The following is a 15,994-nucleotide window of genomic DNA, read 5'->3' on the forward strand; positions in this document are numbered from 1 at the left end:
ACGATACGGGTCGGTGGCGGCATGATCGACAAGACCTACCCTAGGACAGCAGCCCCGGCGCCGCCCGGTCCAGGACCGAGCCCACGCGCTCCCACGTCTCCACGTCCCGCTCCACCGCCTCCAGCTCCGGCCCCGCGCCCGTGCCCCAGGACGACGCGATCGCCACCGGGTCGTCGCCCGTCGCGGCGCTCGCCGCCAGCGCCGCGGCGCCCAGGGCGACCAGTTCGCCGGTCTCGGGGACGATCAGCGCGCGTCCCGACAGGCGCCGTACGGTCTCCACCCAGGTCCGCCCCTGCGCCCCGCCCCCGATGAGCCGCAGCGGGCGCGCCGCCACCTCGGGATCGGCCGGGTCCAGGCCGCCGGCCCGCAGCACCTCGTCCAGCGCCCGCAAGACCGTGACCGCCGCGCCCTCGTAGGCGGCGCCCAGCAGCTGCTGCGGTGTGGTGTCGTGGCGCAGACCGGTCAGCAGGCCCGAGGCGGCCGGCAGGTCCGGGGTCCGCTCGCCGTCGAGGTACGGCAGGAGGACGGCCTCGCCGCCGGGCGCCGCGTCCTCGCGGTCGAGCCGCAGCAGGTCCGCGACCTTGTCCACGGCGAGCGTGCAGTTGAGCGTGCAGGCCAGCGGGAGGTACGTACCGTCGGCCGCCGCGAACCCGGCGAGGGCGGCGGAGGCCGGACGGGTGCGGGTCGCGGCGAACACCGTGCCCGAGGTGCCGAGGCTGAGTACCGGGTGGTCCAGGAGCCCGGCGCCGCCGAAGCCCAGGCCCACGGCCGCGCTCATGTTGTCACCGGTGCCCGCCGCGACGGCGATGCCGGCCGGCAGGCCCAGTTCGGCCGCGGAACCGGCGGTGAGCGACCCGATCCGGGTCGCCCCGGTCTCGGCGACGGGCGGCAGCAGCGACTCGTCCAGGCCGAGGAGCGCGAGCAGCTCGGGGTCGTACGCGCCGGTGGCGGTCGAGTACCAGCACGTGCCCGACGCGTCCCCCGGATCCGTGGCCGCCGTGCCCGCGAGGCGTTCGGTGAGGAAGTCGTGGGGGAGCCTGACCGCGGCCGTGGCGTCCGCCAGGGCGGGGTCGTTCTCGCGCAGCCACCGCCACTTCGTCGCGGTCATGGACGCGACCGGTACGGACCCGGTGCGCGCCGTCCAGGCGTCGGGGCCGCCCAGCTCCTCGGTCAGCGCGACGGCCTGCGGCGCGGACCGGGTGTCGTTCCACAGCAGCGCCGGGCGCAGCGGCCGGCCCCTGCGGTCCAGGACCACCAGTCCGTGCTGCTGGCCCGCGACCGCGATGCCGATGACGGCGGAGGGTTCGACGCCGGACTCCTTGAGGCCCGCGGCGACAGCGTCGCGCAGCGCGTTCCACCACACCTCGGGGTCGCTCTCGCGGGCGCCGCCCTCACCGGTCACCCGGTGCGGGGCGCGGCCCACGGCGAGCAGCCGCCCGGTGGTGGCGTCCGTGAAAGCCGCCTTCGTGGACTGGGTGGAGCTGTCCACGCCGATGACGACCGGGCTCTGCGGCATGCGCGTACCTCTTCCCTGGACCGGTCGGTGCGGCCGTCCGGCGCGGTTTTGAACGTCGGAGGAACAAATTACGCGATCGCGCGGCCGACGGGAACGGCCGGTGGGATCATCCTGTCCGAACACCGCGCGCTCGTGCGTCTTCGAAGCCTCGGAAGAAGGCGGACACGGATGAGCGGAGCCAAGGGCTTTTGCGCACCGGCAGCGGCGTGCTTTATTAGTCATGTCAGGAAACAAAAAGGTCGGCACGTGCCGGACCTGAGGTATCGAAGGCGGCCAGAGAATGACGGAACGCTACACGCCCACCCCCGAGGACAAGTTCAGCTTCGGTCTCTGGACGGTGGGCTGGCAGGGCAGGGACCCGTTCGGTGACGCGACCCGCCGGGCCCTGGACCCCGCCGAGTCCGTACAGCGCCTCGCGGAGCTGGGCGCGTACGCCGTGACGTTCCACGACGACGACCTCATCCCCTTCGGCTCGTCCGACGCGGAGCGCGAGTCGCACATCAAGCGGTTCCGGCAGGCGCTGGACACCACCGGGCTCGTGGTCGAGATGGCCACCACCAACCTCTTCACCCACCCCGTCTTCAAGGACGGCGGCTTCACCGCGAACGACCGCGACGTCCGCCGGTACGCGCTCCGCAAGACCATCCGCAACATCGACCTCGCGGTCGAGCTGGGCGCCAAGGTCTATGTGGCGTGGGGCGGCCGTGAGGGCGCCGAGTCGGGCGCCGCGAAGGACGTGCGGCTCGCGCTGGACCGGATGAAGGAAGCCTTCGACCTGCTCGGCGACTACGTCACCGAGAAGGGCTACGACCTCAAGTTCGCCATCGAGCCCAAGCCGAACGAGCCGCGCGGCGACATCCTGCTGCCCACCGTCGGCCACGCCCTCGCGTTCATCGAGCGCCTGGACCGGCCCGAGCTGTTCGGCGTCAACCCGGAGGTCGGCCACGAGCAGATGGCCGGGCTGAACTTCCCGCACGCCATCGCCCAGGCCCTGTGGTCCGGCAAGCTCTTCCACATCGACCTCAACGGCCAGAACGGCATCAAGTACGACCAGGACCTGCGCTTCGGCGCCGGCGACCTGCGCGCCGCCTTCTGGCTCGTCGACCTCCTGGAGACCGCGGGCTGGGACGGCGCGCGGCACTTCGACTTCAAGCCGCCGCGCACCGAGGACTTCCACGGCGTGTGGGCCTCGGCGGCCGGCTGCATGCGCAACTACCTGATCCTCAAGGAGCGCGCCGCCGCGTTCCGCGCGGACCCGCAGGTCCAGGAGGCGCTGCGCGCCGCGCGCCTGGACGAGCTGGCGCTGCCCACGGCCGCCGACGGCCTGGCCGGGCTGCTCGGTGACGCGGGTGCGTACGAGGAGTTCGACGTCGAGGCGGCCGCCGCGCGCGGCATGGCGTTCGAGTACCTCGACCAGCTCGCCATGGACCACCTCCTCGGCGCCCGCTGACCTCAGGGCCCGCTGATCTCCGGGCCGCCGTCCGGCGGCGGGCCGGACCGGGGCGTCGTACGGAACACCCGGGAACCCCGTACGGAGGGACGCCGTACGGAACGCGCGCGGGGCGGGCTGTTGTCAGCCCGCCCCGCGCTGTACGTCCGCCACCTGTCGGTGCGTCGTGCCCGGTACGTCCGCCGCCCGTCAGTGCCTCGTGCGCTGTACGTACGCCCGCCCGGTCAGTGCCTCGTCCGCTGTACGTACGCCACCGGGTCGGCCAGCACCGCCCGGACCACCAGGGCCGCCGCGCCGCGCGCCGCGTCCCCCGCCGACGAGGACCCCCGCAGCCGTCCGCTGTCCCGCGGCCACAGGCCCGACACCACCCGGGCGGTCAGCTCCCGGTCGGCGGACGGGGACAGCCAGGGCATCAGCTCCCGGTAGATCCCGCCCAGCACCACCGCGTCCGGGTCGAAGAGGTTCACCGCGCCCGACAGCACCCGGCCCAGCATCACCCCGGCCTGCTCGACGGCGGCCACCGCCCGCGCGTCACCGCCGCGCGCCCGGCGCTCCAGCTCCGCGACCCCCAGCACCCCCGCGTTCTCGTCGATCCCGGCCGACCGCAGCAGCGCGGACTGCCCCGCGTACTGCTCCAGGCAGCCCCGGGACCCGCACCGGCACAGCGGGCCCTCCGCGTCGACCACCACATGGCCGATCTCGCCGGCGAACCCGTGCGCCCCGCGCAGCAGTTCGCCGTCCAGCACCAGCGCGCCGCCCACGCCGATCTCACCGGTCAGGTAGAGGAACGTACGCAACGGGCCCAGGCCGCCGAACCACAGCTCGGCCAGCGCCGCGAGGTTGGCCTCGTTCTCCGAGCTCACCGGCAGCGCGGGCAGGTCGGGTTGCAGCTCGGCCAGGGCTTTCGCGAACAGGTCCTCGGCCGGGACGCGGTTCCACCCCAGGTTCGGCGCCTGGCGGACCGTGCCGCCCGACACCAGTCCCGGCAGCGCGAGTTGGACACCGACCGGCAGCAGATCCTGCTCGGCCGCGGACTCCAGGGTGCGGGCGGCGATCCGGGCGCCACGGGCCAGCACCTCGGCGGGCAGCGCGCCCCGGTTGTCGATGTGTTCGGTGAGCCGGACGCGGTCGGTGCCCGAGAGGTCCACGACGCACACCGACACGTAGTCGATGTTGATCTCGACACCGATGCCGGCGGGACCCGAACGGGTCACCTTGAGGACCGTGCCGGGGCGTCCGGCCTGCCCGCTGAAGGTCTTGCCCGACTCGGAGAGGAAGCCGCTGTCCAGCAACTGTTCGACCAGCGAGGACACGGCCGCCCGGGTCAGACCGACCCGCGCCGCCACTCCGGCCCTGGTCGCTTCCCCCTCGTCCCGCACCGCGCGCAGCACCAGGCTCAGATTGTGCCGGCGCACCGTCTCCTTGTCGGCCTTGGGGCCGAGGGAAGTGTGATTGCTGTTCATCTCGCGGACGAGCCTATGTGATCGGCGGGCTCCCGCCGCTCGCCGTCTTGTTTAAGTTAATTAGTAATAAACGTTGACAGCGTTCGGGTGCGCGGCCACAGTCTTCGTCGTGGCGCCGCCGCCGCGATCCCGGGGGAACTCTCCGGTGGGCGGGGCGCCGACGATTCCCCAACTCTCGGGAGACACAGTGACTTCGCATCGTGCAGGGATGGTGCGCGCCCGGCGGGCCGCGGCGGCCCTGGGGGCCGCCACGCTGGTAGGGGTGTCCGTGCCGGGGGCGCACGCCGCCGACTCGGCCACGCCCGGCACCACCGACCAGGGCGCACCGCGCTACTACAACAGCGGTCTGGCCCCGACGCCCTACATGGGCTGGAACACGTACTACGGCCTGGGCGCCCCGACGGAGAGCGCGGTCAAGTCCGTCGCCGACCACCTCGTCAGCAGCGGCCTCAGGGACAGCGGCTACGACATCGTCTGGCTGGACGGCGGCTGGCAGGCCGACAACCCGCGCGACAGCCAGGGACGGCTGACCGCCAACGCCACCCGCTTCCCGTCCGGGCTGCCGTCGCTGGTGACGTACCTCCACCAGCGCGGCCTCAAGGCCGGGATCTACACGGACGCGGGTACCTACGACGGCGGCAAGAGCTGCGGGCTCGGCAGCCGGGGGTACTACGAGCAGGACGCCAAGCAGTTCGCGCGGTGGAAGTTCGACGCGGTGAAGATCGACTTCCTGTGCGGGATCTCCGCGAAGCTCGATCCGGGCCCGGCGTTCAAGGAGTTCAGCGACGCCCTCGCCAAGGCGGGGCGGCCCATGCTGCTGAACCTCTGCAACCCGCTCACCGACGACTGGGGCCTGCCGCACACCCCGGCCCAGGACGCGCACAACGCGTACACCTACGGCCCGACGACGGGTGACTCCTGGCGTACGGGCACCGACCTCGCGTTCGGTACGCCGTACCCGGGGAACTGGCCCAACATCCTGCGCAGCGCGGACGCCAACGCGGCGCACCCCGAGGCCCAGGGTCCCGGGCACTACAACGACCCGGACTACCTGCTGCCCATGCGGAAGACCGCGGACGGCTCGTACGAGCTGAACGAGGAGGAGTCCACCTCGCAGCTGGTCCTCTGGTCGGTCATGGGCGCCCCGCTGGTCATCGGCTCCGACCCGCGCACCCTGCCCCAGTCGATGATCGACACCCTGCGCAACCCCGAGATCCTCGCCGTGGACCAGGACCCGCTGGCCATCCAGGGCGTACGGGTCGCCTCCGACGCCACGGGCGATGTCTACAGCAAGGTGCTCCAGGGCACGGGCGAGCGCGCGGTCGCGCTGCTCAACCGCTCGGACCGGCCGGCGCAGCGCACGGTGACCTTCGCCGACGCCGGGCTGACCGGGAACATCACGGTCCGCGACCTGCGGGCGCGCCAGGACCGGGGGACGCACACGGGGTCGTACACCGTCACGGTCCCCGCGCACGGCACGGCCTTTTTCAAGCTGTCGGGCACGGACGCCGCTCCGGGTGCCTCTCTCGGTACGAAGTCCTCGGCCAGTCCCGCGCTGGTGGCGGACGGCGACAGGCTGACGGCGTTCACCCGCGCCACCGACGGCGCGCTGGTCCAGAAGACCGGCCGTGACGGGGCGTGGACCGGGGACTCCGTCCGCCTGGGCGGTCCCACCCACGGCCGGATCCTCGGCCAGCCGGCCGCGTACGGCTCGGCGGGCGGCAGGATCGACGTGTTCGTACGGGGCACGGACGACGCCACGTACCGCAGGACCTTCAGCGGTGGTGCCCACGGCACGTGGGGCGCCTGGCGCGGTCTCGGCGGCCGGATCACGGACGCGCCGGGAGTCGCCTTCCGGGGGCCGGACGACTGGACGCTCTTCGCGCGCGGCGCGGACGGCCTCATCACCTCGCGCGGTCCGTCCGGCGGATGGACCTCGGTGGGCGCGCCCGGTGACGCGCCGGTGTACGGGCGGCCCTCGGCCGTCACCGACTCGGCGGGCCGTACCCACGTCGCCGTACGGGCGGCGGACGACTCGGTCTGGGAGCGCGTGCGCGCGGCCTCCGGTACCTGGTCGGAGTGGACGTCCCTCGGCGGTACGGTCAGCGGCAGCCCGACGCTGGTGGCCGCCGGCAGCAGTGTCTACCTCTTCGTCCGGGCCAGTGACTACACGCTCTGGCAGCGGAATTACTCCGCGGACGGGGACGCCGGCGGGGACGGTGCCTGGGGCGGCTGGTTCCCCCGGTCGCAGTTCGTGAGCGGCGTGTTCGACGGGGCGCTCGGCGGGGTCGCGGCAGCCGACAACACCGTACTGATCGCCTATCGCGGGGTGGCCGGAGCCGTCCACCAGAGCCGGCTCTGACCTTTCGAGGTGCGGGCCGGGGGGCCCTCCGGGATCTCCTGGGGGGATCTTCCGGCCCGTCAGGAATAAATTAGTAATTAATCTTGACGCCGGCATCCGCGCCACGTCAATCTGTACCCGCGAACGAGGGCCCGGCCGTCAGGGGGCCCGGCCCCGTTCCGCGGGCTTAGCCAGGGAGTTCCTCCATGATCAACTCAGTACCCAGCCGCAGGCGGTTCCTCGCGGGCACCGGCGCCGTCGGCGCCGCCGCGCTGATGAGCGGATGCGTCACCTCGGGCCCGAGCACCAAGACCTCCTCCGGCGGCGGGCCCGTCACCCTCCAGTCGAACCTCTCCTCGCCGCAGGCGAAGAAGGCGATGGAAGACCTCGTCGCCGGCTTCAACAAGCGCGGCGGCGCCAAGGCCACGCTCAACACCGTCGCCTCGGAGACGTTCCGCACCCAGCTGCCGACGTACCTGACCTCCTCCCAGCCGCCGGACCTGCTCACCTGGTACCCCGGCTCGGTCGCCGACTCGTACGCGAAGAAGGGCCTCCTGCTCGACGTCAGCGACATCTGGACGAAGCCCGAACTGTCCGGCTACAGCGAGGCGTTGAAGAAGCTCTGCACCTCGTCCGACGGCAAGAAGGTGTTCGTCCCCGCCACGTACTACTGGTGGGGCTGCTTCTACCGGAAGTCGAACTTCGCCAAGTGGGGCGTCCAGGAGCCCACGACCTGGGACGAGTTCCTCGACCTGTGCGACAAGCTCAAGAAGAAGGGCGTCGCCCCGATCGGGATAGGCGCCGGCGGAAACACCGCCTGGGTGGCGTCCTCCTGGTTCGACTACCTCAACATCCGGATCAACGGCGCCCAGTACCACCGCGACCTCCTCGCCGGGAAGCACCGCTTCGACGACCCCGAGGTCCACAAGGTCTTCGACCGGTGGAGCGAGGCCCTGCCGTACTTCGACCCCAACGGCACGGCGCTCGCCTTCCAGGACGCCACCACCTCCCTGCTCCAGGGCCGTACGGGAATGATGCTGATCGGCACCTTCTTCGCCGACTCCGCCCCCAAGGACATGCTCGACGACATCGACTTCTTCCGCTTCCCGGTCATCGACCCGAAGGTCCCGCTCGCCGAAGAGGGCCCCACCGACGGCTACTTCGCCAGCGCCCACACCGGCCGTAAGGACGAGGTCAAGGAACTGATGACCTACATGGCCACCGTCGAGGCCCAGGAGATCTACCTCAAGGGCTCCTCCGGCACCGCGCTGCCCACGAACCCCAAGGGCAAGGACACCGGCACCCCGCTGGTGAAGAAGGGCCGCGCGCTGATCGAGGGCGCGGCGGACGTCACCCAGTTCTTCAACCGCGACTCCAGCGACGCCCTCCAGCCGTCGGCGGACACCGCGCTCACCCGCTTCCTCGCCAAGCCCAAGGAGATCAACTCCATCCTCACCACCTGGCAGCGGGACGCCCAGAAGATCTGGGGCCAGTGACATGGCGGTGCTGACCGCGGCACGGCGGCGAAGGCGGGGAGCGACCCGGGTCCCGCCCGTGGTCCTCGCCTTCGTCCTCGTACCACTCCTGGCCGAGGCCTTCTGGGTGTTCTGGCCCGCCGTCCAGGGTTTCTACCTCTCCCTCACGAACTGGGACGGCGTCTCGGCGCCGAAGTTCGTCGGACTGGCCAACTACCGCGAGATGTTCGGCGACAGCGTCTTCCGGACCGCGCTGCTCGACACCGTCCTGTGGCTGCTGCTCTTCGGGGGACTGTCCGCGCTCCTCGGCCTCGGCGCCGCCCTGCTCCTCCAGCAGGAGCGCCGCGGGGTCGGCTTCTACCGGGCCGCGCTCTTCCTGCCCGTGGTCTTCTCGCTGACCGCCACCGCCCTGGTGTGGCAGGCGATGTACCAGCCCGACGGCCTCATCAACAACACACTGGAGTTCTTCGGGCTCGGCAGCCTCCAGCACGCCTGGCTCGCCGACCAGGACACCGCCCTGTATGCCGTGATCGTGCCCGCGCTCTGGCGCCAGATCGGCTACGTGATGGTGCTCTACCTCGCCGGGCTCAAGGGCATCGACCCGGTGCTGTACGAAGCCGCGAAGGTCGACGGCGCCACCAAGTGGCAGCAGTTCCGGCACATCACCATCCCGCAGCTGCGCGGTGTCAACGCGGTGGTCCTGTCGGTCATCGTCATCGACTCCCTCCGCTCGTTCGACGTCGTCTGGGCGCTCACCCGTGGCGGCCCGTACCACTCCTCCGAACTGCTCTCCACCTACATGTACTCCACCGCCTTCCAGTCCCTGCGGCTGGGATACGGCTCCGCCCTCGCGGTCGTGATCTTCGTGCTGGCCTTCGGGGTCATCGTGTCCTATCTCGTCCGCGCCTTCCGGGAGGCCGACTGATGACCGCCATGAACCGGCGGGCCAGGCGCCGCGCGTGGGCCACCGTGAGCTTCCACGCCGGAGCCGGCGCGCTGTCCCTCCTGTGGCTGGTGCCGATCGCACTCGTCCTGGTCACCAGCGTCCGCTCCTTCGACGACATCGCCGCCAACGGCCTCGGCAGCCTGCCGCACTCCTTCACCCTCGGCGGCTTCAGCCAGGCATGGGTGGACGGCGGCCAGGGCCGCGCCCTCCTCAACAGCCTCCTGGTGTCGATCCCGACCGTGCTCCTCTCCCTCGCGCTGGCCTCCATGGCCGCCTTCGGACTGGCCCGCTACGACCTGCCGTTCCGGCGCACCCTGCTCCTGCTGATGCTCGGCGGCAACCTCCTGCCGCCGCAGATCCTGCTCATCCCCGTCTCCAAGATCAGCGAGGCGCTGGGACTGTACGACTCGCTGTACGCGCTCATCGGCGTCCAGGTCGGCTTCGGTGTCGGCTTCTACGTCTTCGTGCTGCACGGCTTCATGCGGTCCATCCCGCCCGAGATCCAGCAGGCCGCCGTCATCGACGGTGCCGGTCCCTGGCAGATCTACCGGCGCATCATCATGCCGCTGACCACCCCCGCCCTCGCCGCGCTCGGCGCGCTCTCCTTCACCTGGATCTTCAACGACCTGCTGTGGGCGATCACCGTGCTGCGGACGGACACCAAGATGCCCATCACCGCGTCCCTGATCGGACTCCAGGGTCAGTTCGTGTCGATGTGGAACGTCATCGCGGCCGGCTCGGTCATCGCCGCCGCCCCGACCGTCGTCGTATTCCTGCGGTTCCAGCGCCACTTCGTGGCCGGACTCAATCTGGGAGCAGTCAAGTGACCCCGCACGACAAGACGGTGACCGCGGTGACAGCGGTGACAGCGGCGGGTGTGCCGGACGACCGGTGGCTGCTGCGCACCGAGAACACCACCTACGCGGTCGCCCTCGCCGGTGACGGCCGGTGGGCCGAGCTGACCGCGTGGGGACCGCACGGCGTGGAGACCGGACCCTCGGCGCTGGACTGGTCGCGCCGCACCCACTTCATCACCCCCGCCGACGCGGCCCCCGCCGAGTACATCCCGTACGGGCTGCGGCCGTTCACCGGCGCGGACCTGGTCGCCCAGCGGCCCGGCGAGGAGCGTGGGGTGTGGTGGCGGTTCACCGAGGCCGCCCAGGACGGGGACCGTACGCTCCGGCTGGTCTTCGCCGACGACACCCTCGGCCTGACGGCGGCCCTCCACTACGAGGCCGTCCCCGGCACCGACGTGATCCTCCGCTGGACCGAGCTGACCTGCACCGGTGACACCGAACTGCGCCTGGAGCGCTTCGACTCCGCCGCCGTGAACATCCCCGTGGCGGGCGGCGCCCGGCTCACGTACCTCACCGGCCAGTGGTCGCAGGAGTTCCAGCGCACCCAACTCGACCTCACACGCGGCCGTTTCGAGATGGCCTCCACCCAAGGCGTGCCGGGACACGCGTACGCGCCCTGGCTCGCCGTCCAGGATCTCTCGTCGCCCGCCGAAGGAGCCACCCCCACCTACGGGGTGGCCCTGGAGTGGTCCGGCAACTGGCACCTCACCACCGACGCCGAGCCGGGCGGGGCCGTCCGTGTCCGCGCCGGACGCGTGCCCCACGAGGGCGCCGTCCGGCTCGCCCCCGGCGCCACCCTCACCACCCCCCGGCTCGCCTGCGCGTTCAGCCCCGAAGGACTGGACGGCCTCGCCCGGGTCTGGCACCGCTACGAACGCCGGCTGACCGGCGCCCGGATGGACCGCCCCCGCCAGGTCCTCTACAACTCCTGGGAGGCGACCGGCTTCGACGTGGACGCCGCGACCCAGCTCGAACTGGCCCGGATCGCCGCCGGGATGGGCGCCGAACTGTTCGTGGTCGACGACGGATGGTTCCCCGGCCGGGACGACGACACCGGCGGCCTCGGCGACTGGACCCCCGAACCGGCCTCGTTCCCCGACGGGTTCGACCACTTCATCGGCGAAGTCCGCGCCCTGGGCCTGGACTTCGGGCTCTGGGTCGAACCGGAAGCCATCAGCCCCAGGTCCGCGCTGTACGCGGCCCACCCCGAGTGGGTCTACCGGATCGACGGCCGCCCCGCCACCCTCGTACGCAACCAGCTCCTCCTCGACCTCGGCCGCGAGGACGTCCAGGACTTCGTCCTGGCCACCTTCGACCGGCTCCTCGGCGACCACGCCGTCAGCTACCTCAAGTGGGACATGAACCGCCCGCCGACCGAACGCGGCAGGCCGGGCGGCGGCCCCGTCGAGGAGCAGGACCTCGACGCCGCGCACGTCGCCGGCTATCTGCGGGTCCTCGACCACCTCCGTACCCGCCACCCGCACGTCACCGTCGAGGGCTGCGCGGGCGGCGGCGCCCGGATCGAGCACGCCACCCTCGCCCGTACGGACGTCGTGTGGCCCAGCGACAACACCGCGCCGCTCGACCGGCTCTCCATCCAGTACGGCTACCTCCACGCCCACGCGCCGCACACCATGAGCTCGTGGGTCACCGACTCACCCGGCGTCTTCGACCCGCGCCCGCGCTCACTCGCCTTCCGCTTCGTCAACTCCATGGCGGGCGTCCTCGGCATCGGCGCCGACATCCGCACGTGGTCGCCGGAGCGGCGTACCGAGGCGGCGGGGTGGATCGCCCGTTACAAGGATGTGCGTGATGTCGTCCATCACGGAGAGGTCCACCTGCTGAACACCCCGGCCGACGCGACCTGCGGGATCCAGTACGAGGAACCGGGCGGCGGACGGGTTGTCGTCACCGCGTGGAACACCGGCCGCCTCGACGGCGCGCCGCTGGTCCCCGGGCGCGCGGCCCGGCTGCGGCTGCGCGGACTCGAACCGACGGCCCGTTACCTCGACACGGCGTCAGGCATCACCTACAGCGGCGCCCATCTGGTCCATTCCGGCGTCCCGTTCGCGTGGACGGAGCGGTACGACGCGGAGCTGGTCGTACTCACCCGGGAGTGACCGGGCCGGAGTGATCCGGCCGGAGTGACCGGTCCGGGACCGTCGGTCACTAAAGTCTTCACGTCGCCCCCAGGCCCCGTACCGCCGCACAGCCGTCCCACCGTCCCACCGCAGAACAGCCCCCCGCATCCCAAGGAGTCGACCCGCCCCATGAACGGAACCGCCCGCTTCACCGACCGCGTCGCCGTGGTCACCGGAGCCGCCTCGGGCATCGGCGCCGCCACCGCGGAACGGCTTGCCGCCGAAGGCGCGGCCGTGGTCCTCGCCGATGTCGCCACCGAGCGCGGGGAGGCCGTCGCGGCCGGTGTCCGCGCGGCCGGCGGACGCGCCGTGTTCGTCACGGCCGACGTCTCCGACGAGGGCGACTGGGACCGGATCGTGGCCGCCGCGCACACCTACGGCCCGGTCGGCGTGCTCGTCAGCAACGCCTACACCGTGGACGTCGCGCCCGCCCACACGATGACCCTCGCCTCCTGGGAACGACAGCTCGCCGTCAATCTCACCGGCGGGTTCCTCGGCTTCCGCGCCGTCCTGCCCGATCTGCGCGAGCGGCGCGGCGCGGTGGTCCTGACCTCGTCCGTCCACGCCCACAAGGGCATCCCCGGCCACCCCGCGTACGCCGCCTCCAAGGGCGCGCTGCTCTCGCTGTGCGGACAGCTCGCCGTGGAGTACGGCCCCGAGGTACGGGTCAACGCGGTCCTGCCGGGACCGATCCTCACCGCCGCCTGGGACCGGGTGCCGGCGGAGGACCGGGAGCGCAGCGTCGCCGAGACCGCCGCCCGCCGCTTCGGCAGACCGGAGGAGGTCGCCGCCGCGATCGCCTTCCTGGCCGCGGAGGAAGCCTCGTACATCACCGGATCGAGCCTGCTCGTGGACGGCGGCTGGAGTGTGGTGAAGGCGTCGGCCTGACCGCCGGCGCCCGCAGGGCCCTGTCCGGCGGATCGGACAGGCCCCAGGGCACCACCCCACCGCCGGACCCGACCGACCAGCAGAAAGGCATAACGACATGACGCCATACGCGCGCCGCGGAGTGCACGGCCAGACCGTGGAGACTCTTGCGCGCCGGGTGCTCAGCGGGGAGATTCCCGAGGGGGCGACACTCGATCTCGTGGCGTTGCAGAGCGAGTTGGACGTCAGTCTGACCGCCCTGCGCGAATCGCTGAAGGTGCTCGCCGCCAAGGGGATGGTCGACGCTCGCCAGAAACGGGGGACGTTCGTCCGGGCCCGCGCCGACTGGAACCTGCTCGACGCGGACGTGCTGCGCTGGCAGTTCGCGGGCGGCACCAGCTCGGACGCCGACCTCGGCCTGCTGCGCAACCTCGGCGAGGTGCGCGGGATCGTCGAGCCGGCCGCCGTACGGCTGGCGGCCCGGCGCCGCACCGACGCCGACCTCGCGGAGCTGGAGGCGGCCCTGGCCGCGATGGGCGACGGCGGGGGCGAGGCCGCCCACGCGGTCGAGGCCGACCTCGCCTTCCACCGCGCGCTGCTCGCCGCCACCCACAACGAGCTGCTCGAACGGATGGAGATGGTCATCGAGTCCGGGCTGGCCCACCGCGACCAGATCGTGCACAGCTCCCCGCACGGCGAGGACCCCGTGCCCAGCCACCGCGCCGTCCTCGACGCGGTACGGGCGGGGGACCAGGACGCGGCGGAGACGGCCATGCGCGCCCTGCTCGACCAGGCCGTACGCGACCTGGACAAGGTCCACGGGACGCCGGGGGACAGCGACGCGCGGGACACCGGGGCCCGGGGCGGCGACGCGCGGGGCACCACCACCGACACGAAAGGCGCCGAGGCGAAGTGAAGATCGTTCGCGTCGAAACGTTCCTCGTCCCGCCCCGCTGGCTGTTCTGCCGCGTCGAGACCGACGAAGGTGTGGTCGGCTGGGGCGAGCCGGTGGTCGAGGGCCGCGCCGAGGTCGTACGGGCCGCGGTGGACGTCCTCGCCGAGTACCTGGTCGGCCAGGACCCCCTGCGGATCGAGGACCACTGGCAGGTCCTCAGCAAGGCCGGCTTCTACCGGGGCGGCCCGGTGCTCTCCAGCGCCGTCGCCGGCATCGACCAGGCGCTGTGGGACATCGCGGGCAAGACGTACGGCGCCCCCGTGCACGCCCTGCTCGGCGGTCCCGTACGGGACTCCGTCCGGGTGTACGCGTGGGTCGGCGGCGACGAACCCGCCCGGCTCACCGAGGAGATAACCGAGCAGGTCGAGGCCGGTTTCACCGCCGTGAAGATGAACGCGGCCGGCCGCACCTCCTCCCTCACCACCCCGGCCGAGACGGCGGCGGTGGTGGACCGGGTGGCCGCCGCCCGCGCCGTCCTCGGCCCGCACCGCGACGTCGCCGTGGACTTCCACGGCCGGTTCAGCCCGGCGAGCGCCCGCCGCGTCCTGCACGAAATCGGCCCGCTGCACCCGCTGTTCGCCGAGGAACCGCTGCTGCCCGAGCACGGTCACCTGCTGCCGGCCCTGGTGGCCGCCAGCCAGGTGCCGATCGCCACCGGTGAACGGCTGTACGGGCGGGCCGAGTTCCTGCCCGCGCTCGCGGCGGGCATCGCCGTGGCCCAGCCGGACCTCTCGCACGCGGGCGGCATCTCGGAGGTGCACCGGATCGCCTCCCTCGCGGACGCGTACGGCGCGCAGCTCGCCCCGCACTGCCCGCTGGGGCCGATCGCGCTCGCCGCCAGCCTCCAAATTGCCTTCTGCACACCGAACTTCCTCATCCAGGAACAGAGCAGGGGCATCCACTACAACAAGGACGCCGACCTGCTGTCGTACGTGGTCGACCCGGAGCCGTTCCGTTTTGTCGGCGGCCAGGCCCGGCGCACGGAGCTGCCCGGCCTCGGGATCACGGTGGACGAGGCGGCGGTACGGGCCGCCGACCGGACGGGGCACGCCTGGCGCAATCCGGTGTGGCGGCACGCGGACGGCTCGTTCGCGGAATGGTGAGCGCCGTGCCCGCGTCCGTACCGGACGAACCGCCCGCGCCCCGCATCGTCACCGACCCTGCCCACGGCGGCCGTTGGACCTCGCTCACCGCCGGTGGCCGGGAGTGGCTCTGGCACCGCGACGAGCCCCGCAGGGCGGTCGTCCTGCCCGGGGATCCCTTCGCCGACGCCGGAGGCCTGGAGGAGTGTGTCCCCACGGTCCGCGGGACCCCCGACCACGGCGACGCCTGGTCGCGGCCCTGGCGGCGCGACAGCTACGACGAGTCCGAGTCGGTCGACTGCCCCGACTTCCGCCTCACCCGGCGCGTCTCCGCCGGGGCGGGCAGGACCGTGGTCGACTACCGGCTGACCGCCGCCCCCGGCTACCGCTTCCTCTGGGCCGCGCACGCGCTGCTGGAGGTCTCCGGGCGGGCCCGCGCCGTGATGACCGGGGGAGCGGCGGTCCGGCTCTACCCCGACGGGGGCGCCCGGTGGGTCCCGGGCAGTTGGCCGGAGGTGGCGGGGGTACGGCTCGACCGTCTCGGACCCGACGACGGCACGGCGCTCGGCGCGGTGGTCGACGCGCGTGAGGTGTCCGTACGGGACGGCGCCGACGCGCTCCATTTCGCCCTGGAGGCCGGGGACCAGCCGGTCTCCGTGGCCCTGTGGCGCAATCTTGGCGGCTTCCCCGAGGACACGCCGTACCGCTCCATCGGTGTCGAGCCGATGCTCGGCCGGGTCTTCGACCTGGCCGGGGCCGGTGCGGCGGACGCGGCCCGGGTCGGGCCGTCCGGCGAGGTCCGCTGGCGGCTGACCGTGACGGCGACCCGCCACCGCTGACGAGCACGCGGTCATCGTGCCTGCCTGCCTGCCTGCCCGTCCGCTCCGAACCTGAACGAGAG

At 72.5% G+C, this 15,994-nt stretch carries 12 protein-coding genes; 10 read left to right on the top strand and 2 right to left on the bottom strand.

Features of this window, described 5'->3' with window-relative positions; all coding sequences use genetic code 11:
• Positions 1–40 precede the first annotated feature (40 nt).
• Positions 41–1,516 (bottom strand): xylulokinase, encoded by a 1,476-nt coding sequence (gene xylB, locus ACIO1C_RS25535; protein WP_401867196.1) that lies wholly within the window; start codon positions 1,514–1,516, stop codon positions 41–43.
• A gap of 280 nt (positions 1,517–1,796) precedes the next feature.
• On the opposite strand from xylB, the gene xylA reads away from it, so the two are divergent.
• Complete coding sequence (gene xylA / locus ACIO1C_RS25540) at positions 1,797–2,966, top strand: xylose isomerase (RefSeq protein WP_401867198.1); 1,170 nt, start codon at positions 1,797–1,799, stop codon at positions 2,964–2,966.
• A gap of 224 nt (positions 2,967–3,190) precedes the next feature.
• Here xylA and ACIO1C_RS25545 read toward each other — a convergent pair whose 3' ends face one another.
• Positions 3,191–4,429: an ROK family protein gene (locus tag ACIO1C_RS25545; RefSeq protein WP_401867200.1), complete on the bottom strand. Its 1,239-nt coding sequence runs from the start codon at positions 4,427–4,429 to the stop codon at positions 3,191–3,193.
• A 208-nt stretch (positions 4,430–4,637) separates the two neighbouring features.
• Here ACIO1C_RS25545 and ACIO1C_RS25550 point away from each other — a divergent pair, with 208 nt between their 5' ends.
• The 9 genes from ACIO1C_RS25550 (at position 4,638) to ACIO1C_RS25590 (ending at position 15,932) form a co-directional block, all read left to right on the top strand.
• Positions 4,638–6,791, top strand: coding sequence for a glycoside hydrolase family 27 protein (locus ACIO1C_RS25550; RefSeq protein WP_401867202.1), 2,154 nt, complete (start codon positions 4,638–4,640; stop codon positions 6,789–6,791).
• Positions 6,792–6,976: 185 nt separating this feature from the next.
• Positions 6,977–8,266, top strand: a complete 1,290-nt coding sequence (locus ACIO1C_RS25555; protein WP_401867204.1) for an ABC transporter substrate-binding protein — start codon at positions 6,977–6,979, stop codon at positions 8,264–8,266.
• 1 nt (position 8,267) lies between these two features.
• The gene (locus ACIO1C_RS25560) at positions 8,268–9,170 is read left to right on the top strand and encodes a carbohydrate ABC transporter permease (RefSeq protein WP_401867206.1); all 903 of its coding nucleotides are present in this window, start codon (positions 8,268–8,270) and stop codon (positions 9,168–9,170) included.
• Entirely contained in the window at positions 9,170–10,018 is an 849-nt protein-coding gene (locus ACIO1C_RS25565; protein WP_401867207.1) for a carbohydrate ABC transporter permease, read from the top strand. Before ACIO1C_RS25560 ends, ACIO1C_RS25565 begins: the two co-directional genes overlap by 1 nt.
• A 50-nt stretch (positions 10,019–10,068) precedes the next feature.
• Positions 10,069–12,168, top strand: coding sequence for an alpha-galactosidase (locus tag ACIO1C_RS25570; protein ID WP_401867439.1), 2,100 nt, complete (start codon positions 10,069–10,071; stop codon positions 12,166–12,168).
• Between the two features lie 150 nt (positions 12,169–12,318).
• A complete protein-coding gene (locus tag ACIO1C_RS25575; protein ID WP_401867209.1) occupies positions 12,319–13,077 on the top strand; it encodes an SDR family NAD(P)-dependent oxidoreductase in 759 nt (252 codons plus the stop codon).
• A 97-nt stretch (positions 13,078–13,174) separates the two neighbouring features.
• Positions 13,175–13,972, top strand: coding sequence for a FadR/GntR family transcriptional regulator (locus ACIO1C_RS25580; protein WP_401867211.1), 798 nt, complete (start codon positions 13,175–13,177; stop codon positions 13,970–13,972).
• A complete protein-coding gene (dgoD, locus tag ACIO1C_RS25585; protein WP_401867213.1) occupies positions 13,969–15,114 on the top strand; it encodes a galactonate dehydratase in 1,146 nt (381 codons plus the stop codon). Before ACIO1C_RS25580 ends, dgoD begins: the two co-directional genes overlap by 4 nt.
• The gene (locus tag ACIO1C_RS25590) at positions 15,108–15,932 is read left to right on the top strand and encodes a hypothetical protein (protein ID WP_401867215.1); all 825 of its coding nucleotides are present in this window, start codon (positions 15,108–15,110) and stop codon (positions 15,930–15,932) included. The genes dgoD and ACIO1C_RS25590 overlap by 7 nt, the downstream gene beginning before the upstream one ends.
• Positions 15,933–15,994: the final 62 nt, after the last annotated feature.

Origin of the sequence: Streptomyces sp. NPDC087420 (assembly GCF_044744165.1) — a bacterium.
Classification (GTDB): Bacteria; Actinomycetota; Actinomycetes; order Streptomycetales; family Streptomycetaceae; genus Streptomyces.

Bases quoted from the DNA above. Each gene is read 5' to 3' on its own strand.
- xylB (WP_401867196.1), bottom strand. From the start codon at position 1,516: ATGCCGCAGAGCCCGGTCGTCATCGGCGTGGACAGCTCCACCCAGTCC.
- xylA (WP_401867198.1), top strand. From the start codon at position 1,797: ATGACGGAACGCTACACGCCCACCCCCGAGGACAAGTTCAGCTTCGGT.
- ACIO1C_RS25545 (WP_401867200.1), bottom strand. From the start codon at position 4,429: ATGAACAGCAATCACACTTCCCTCGGCCCCAAGGCCGACAAGGAGACG.
- ACIO1C_RS25550 (WP_401867202.1), top strand. From the start codon at position 4,638: ATGGTGCGCGCCCGGCGGGCCGCGGCGGCCCTGGGGGCCGCCACGCTG.
- ACIO1C_RS25555 (WP_401867204.1), top strand. From the start codon at position 6,977: ATGATCAACTCAGTACCCAGCCGCAGGCGGTTCCTCGCGGGCACCGGC.
- ACIO1C_RS25560 (WP_401867206.1), top strand. From the start codon at position 8,268: ATGGCGGTGCTGACCGCGGCACGGCGGCGAAGGCGGGGAGCGACCCGG.
- ACIO1C_RS25565 (WP_401867207.1), top strand. From the start codon at position 9,170: ATGACCGCCATGAACCGGCGGGCCAGGCGCCGCGCGTGGGCCACCGTG.
- ACIO1C_RS25575 (WP_401867209.1), top strand. From the start codon at position 12,319: ATGAACGGAACCGCCCGCTTCACCGACCGCGTCGCCGTGGTCACCGGA.
- ACIO1C_RS25580 (WP_401867211.1), top strand. From the start codon at position 13,175: ATGACGCCATACGCGCGCCGCGGAGTGCACGGCCAGACCGTGGAGACT.
- ACIO1C_RS25590 (WP_401867215.1), top strand. From the start codon at position 15,108: ATGGTGAGCGCCGTGCCCGCGTCCGTACCGGACGAACCGCCCGCGCCC.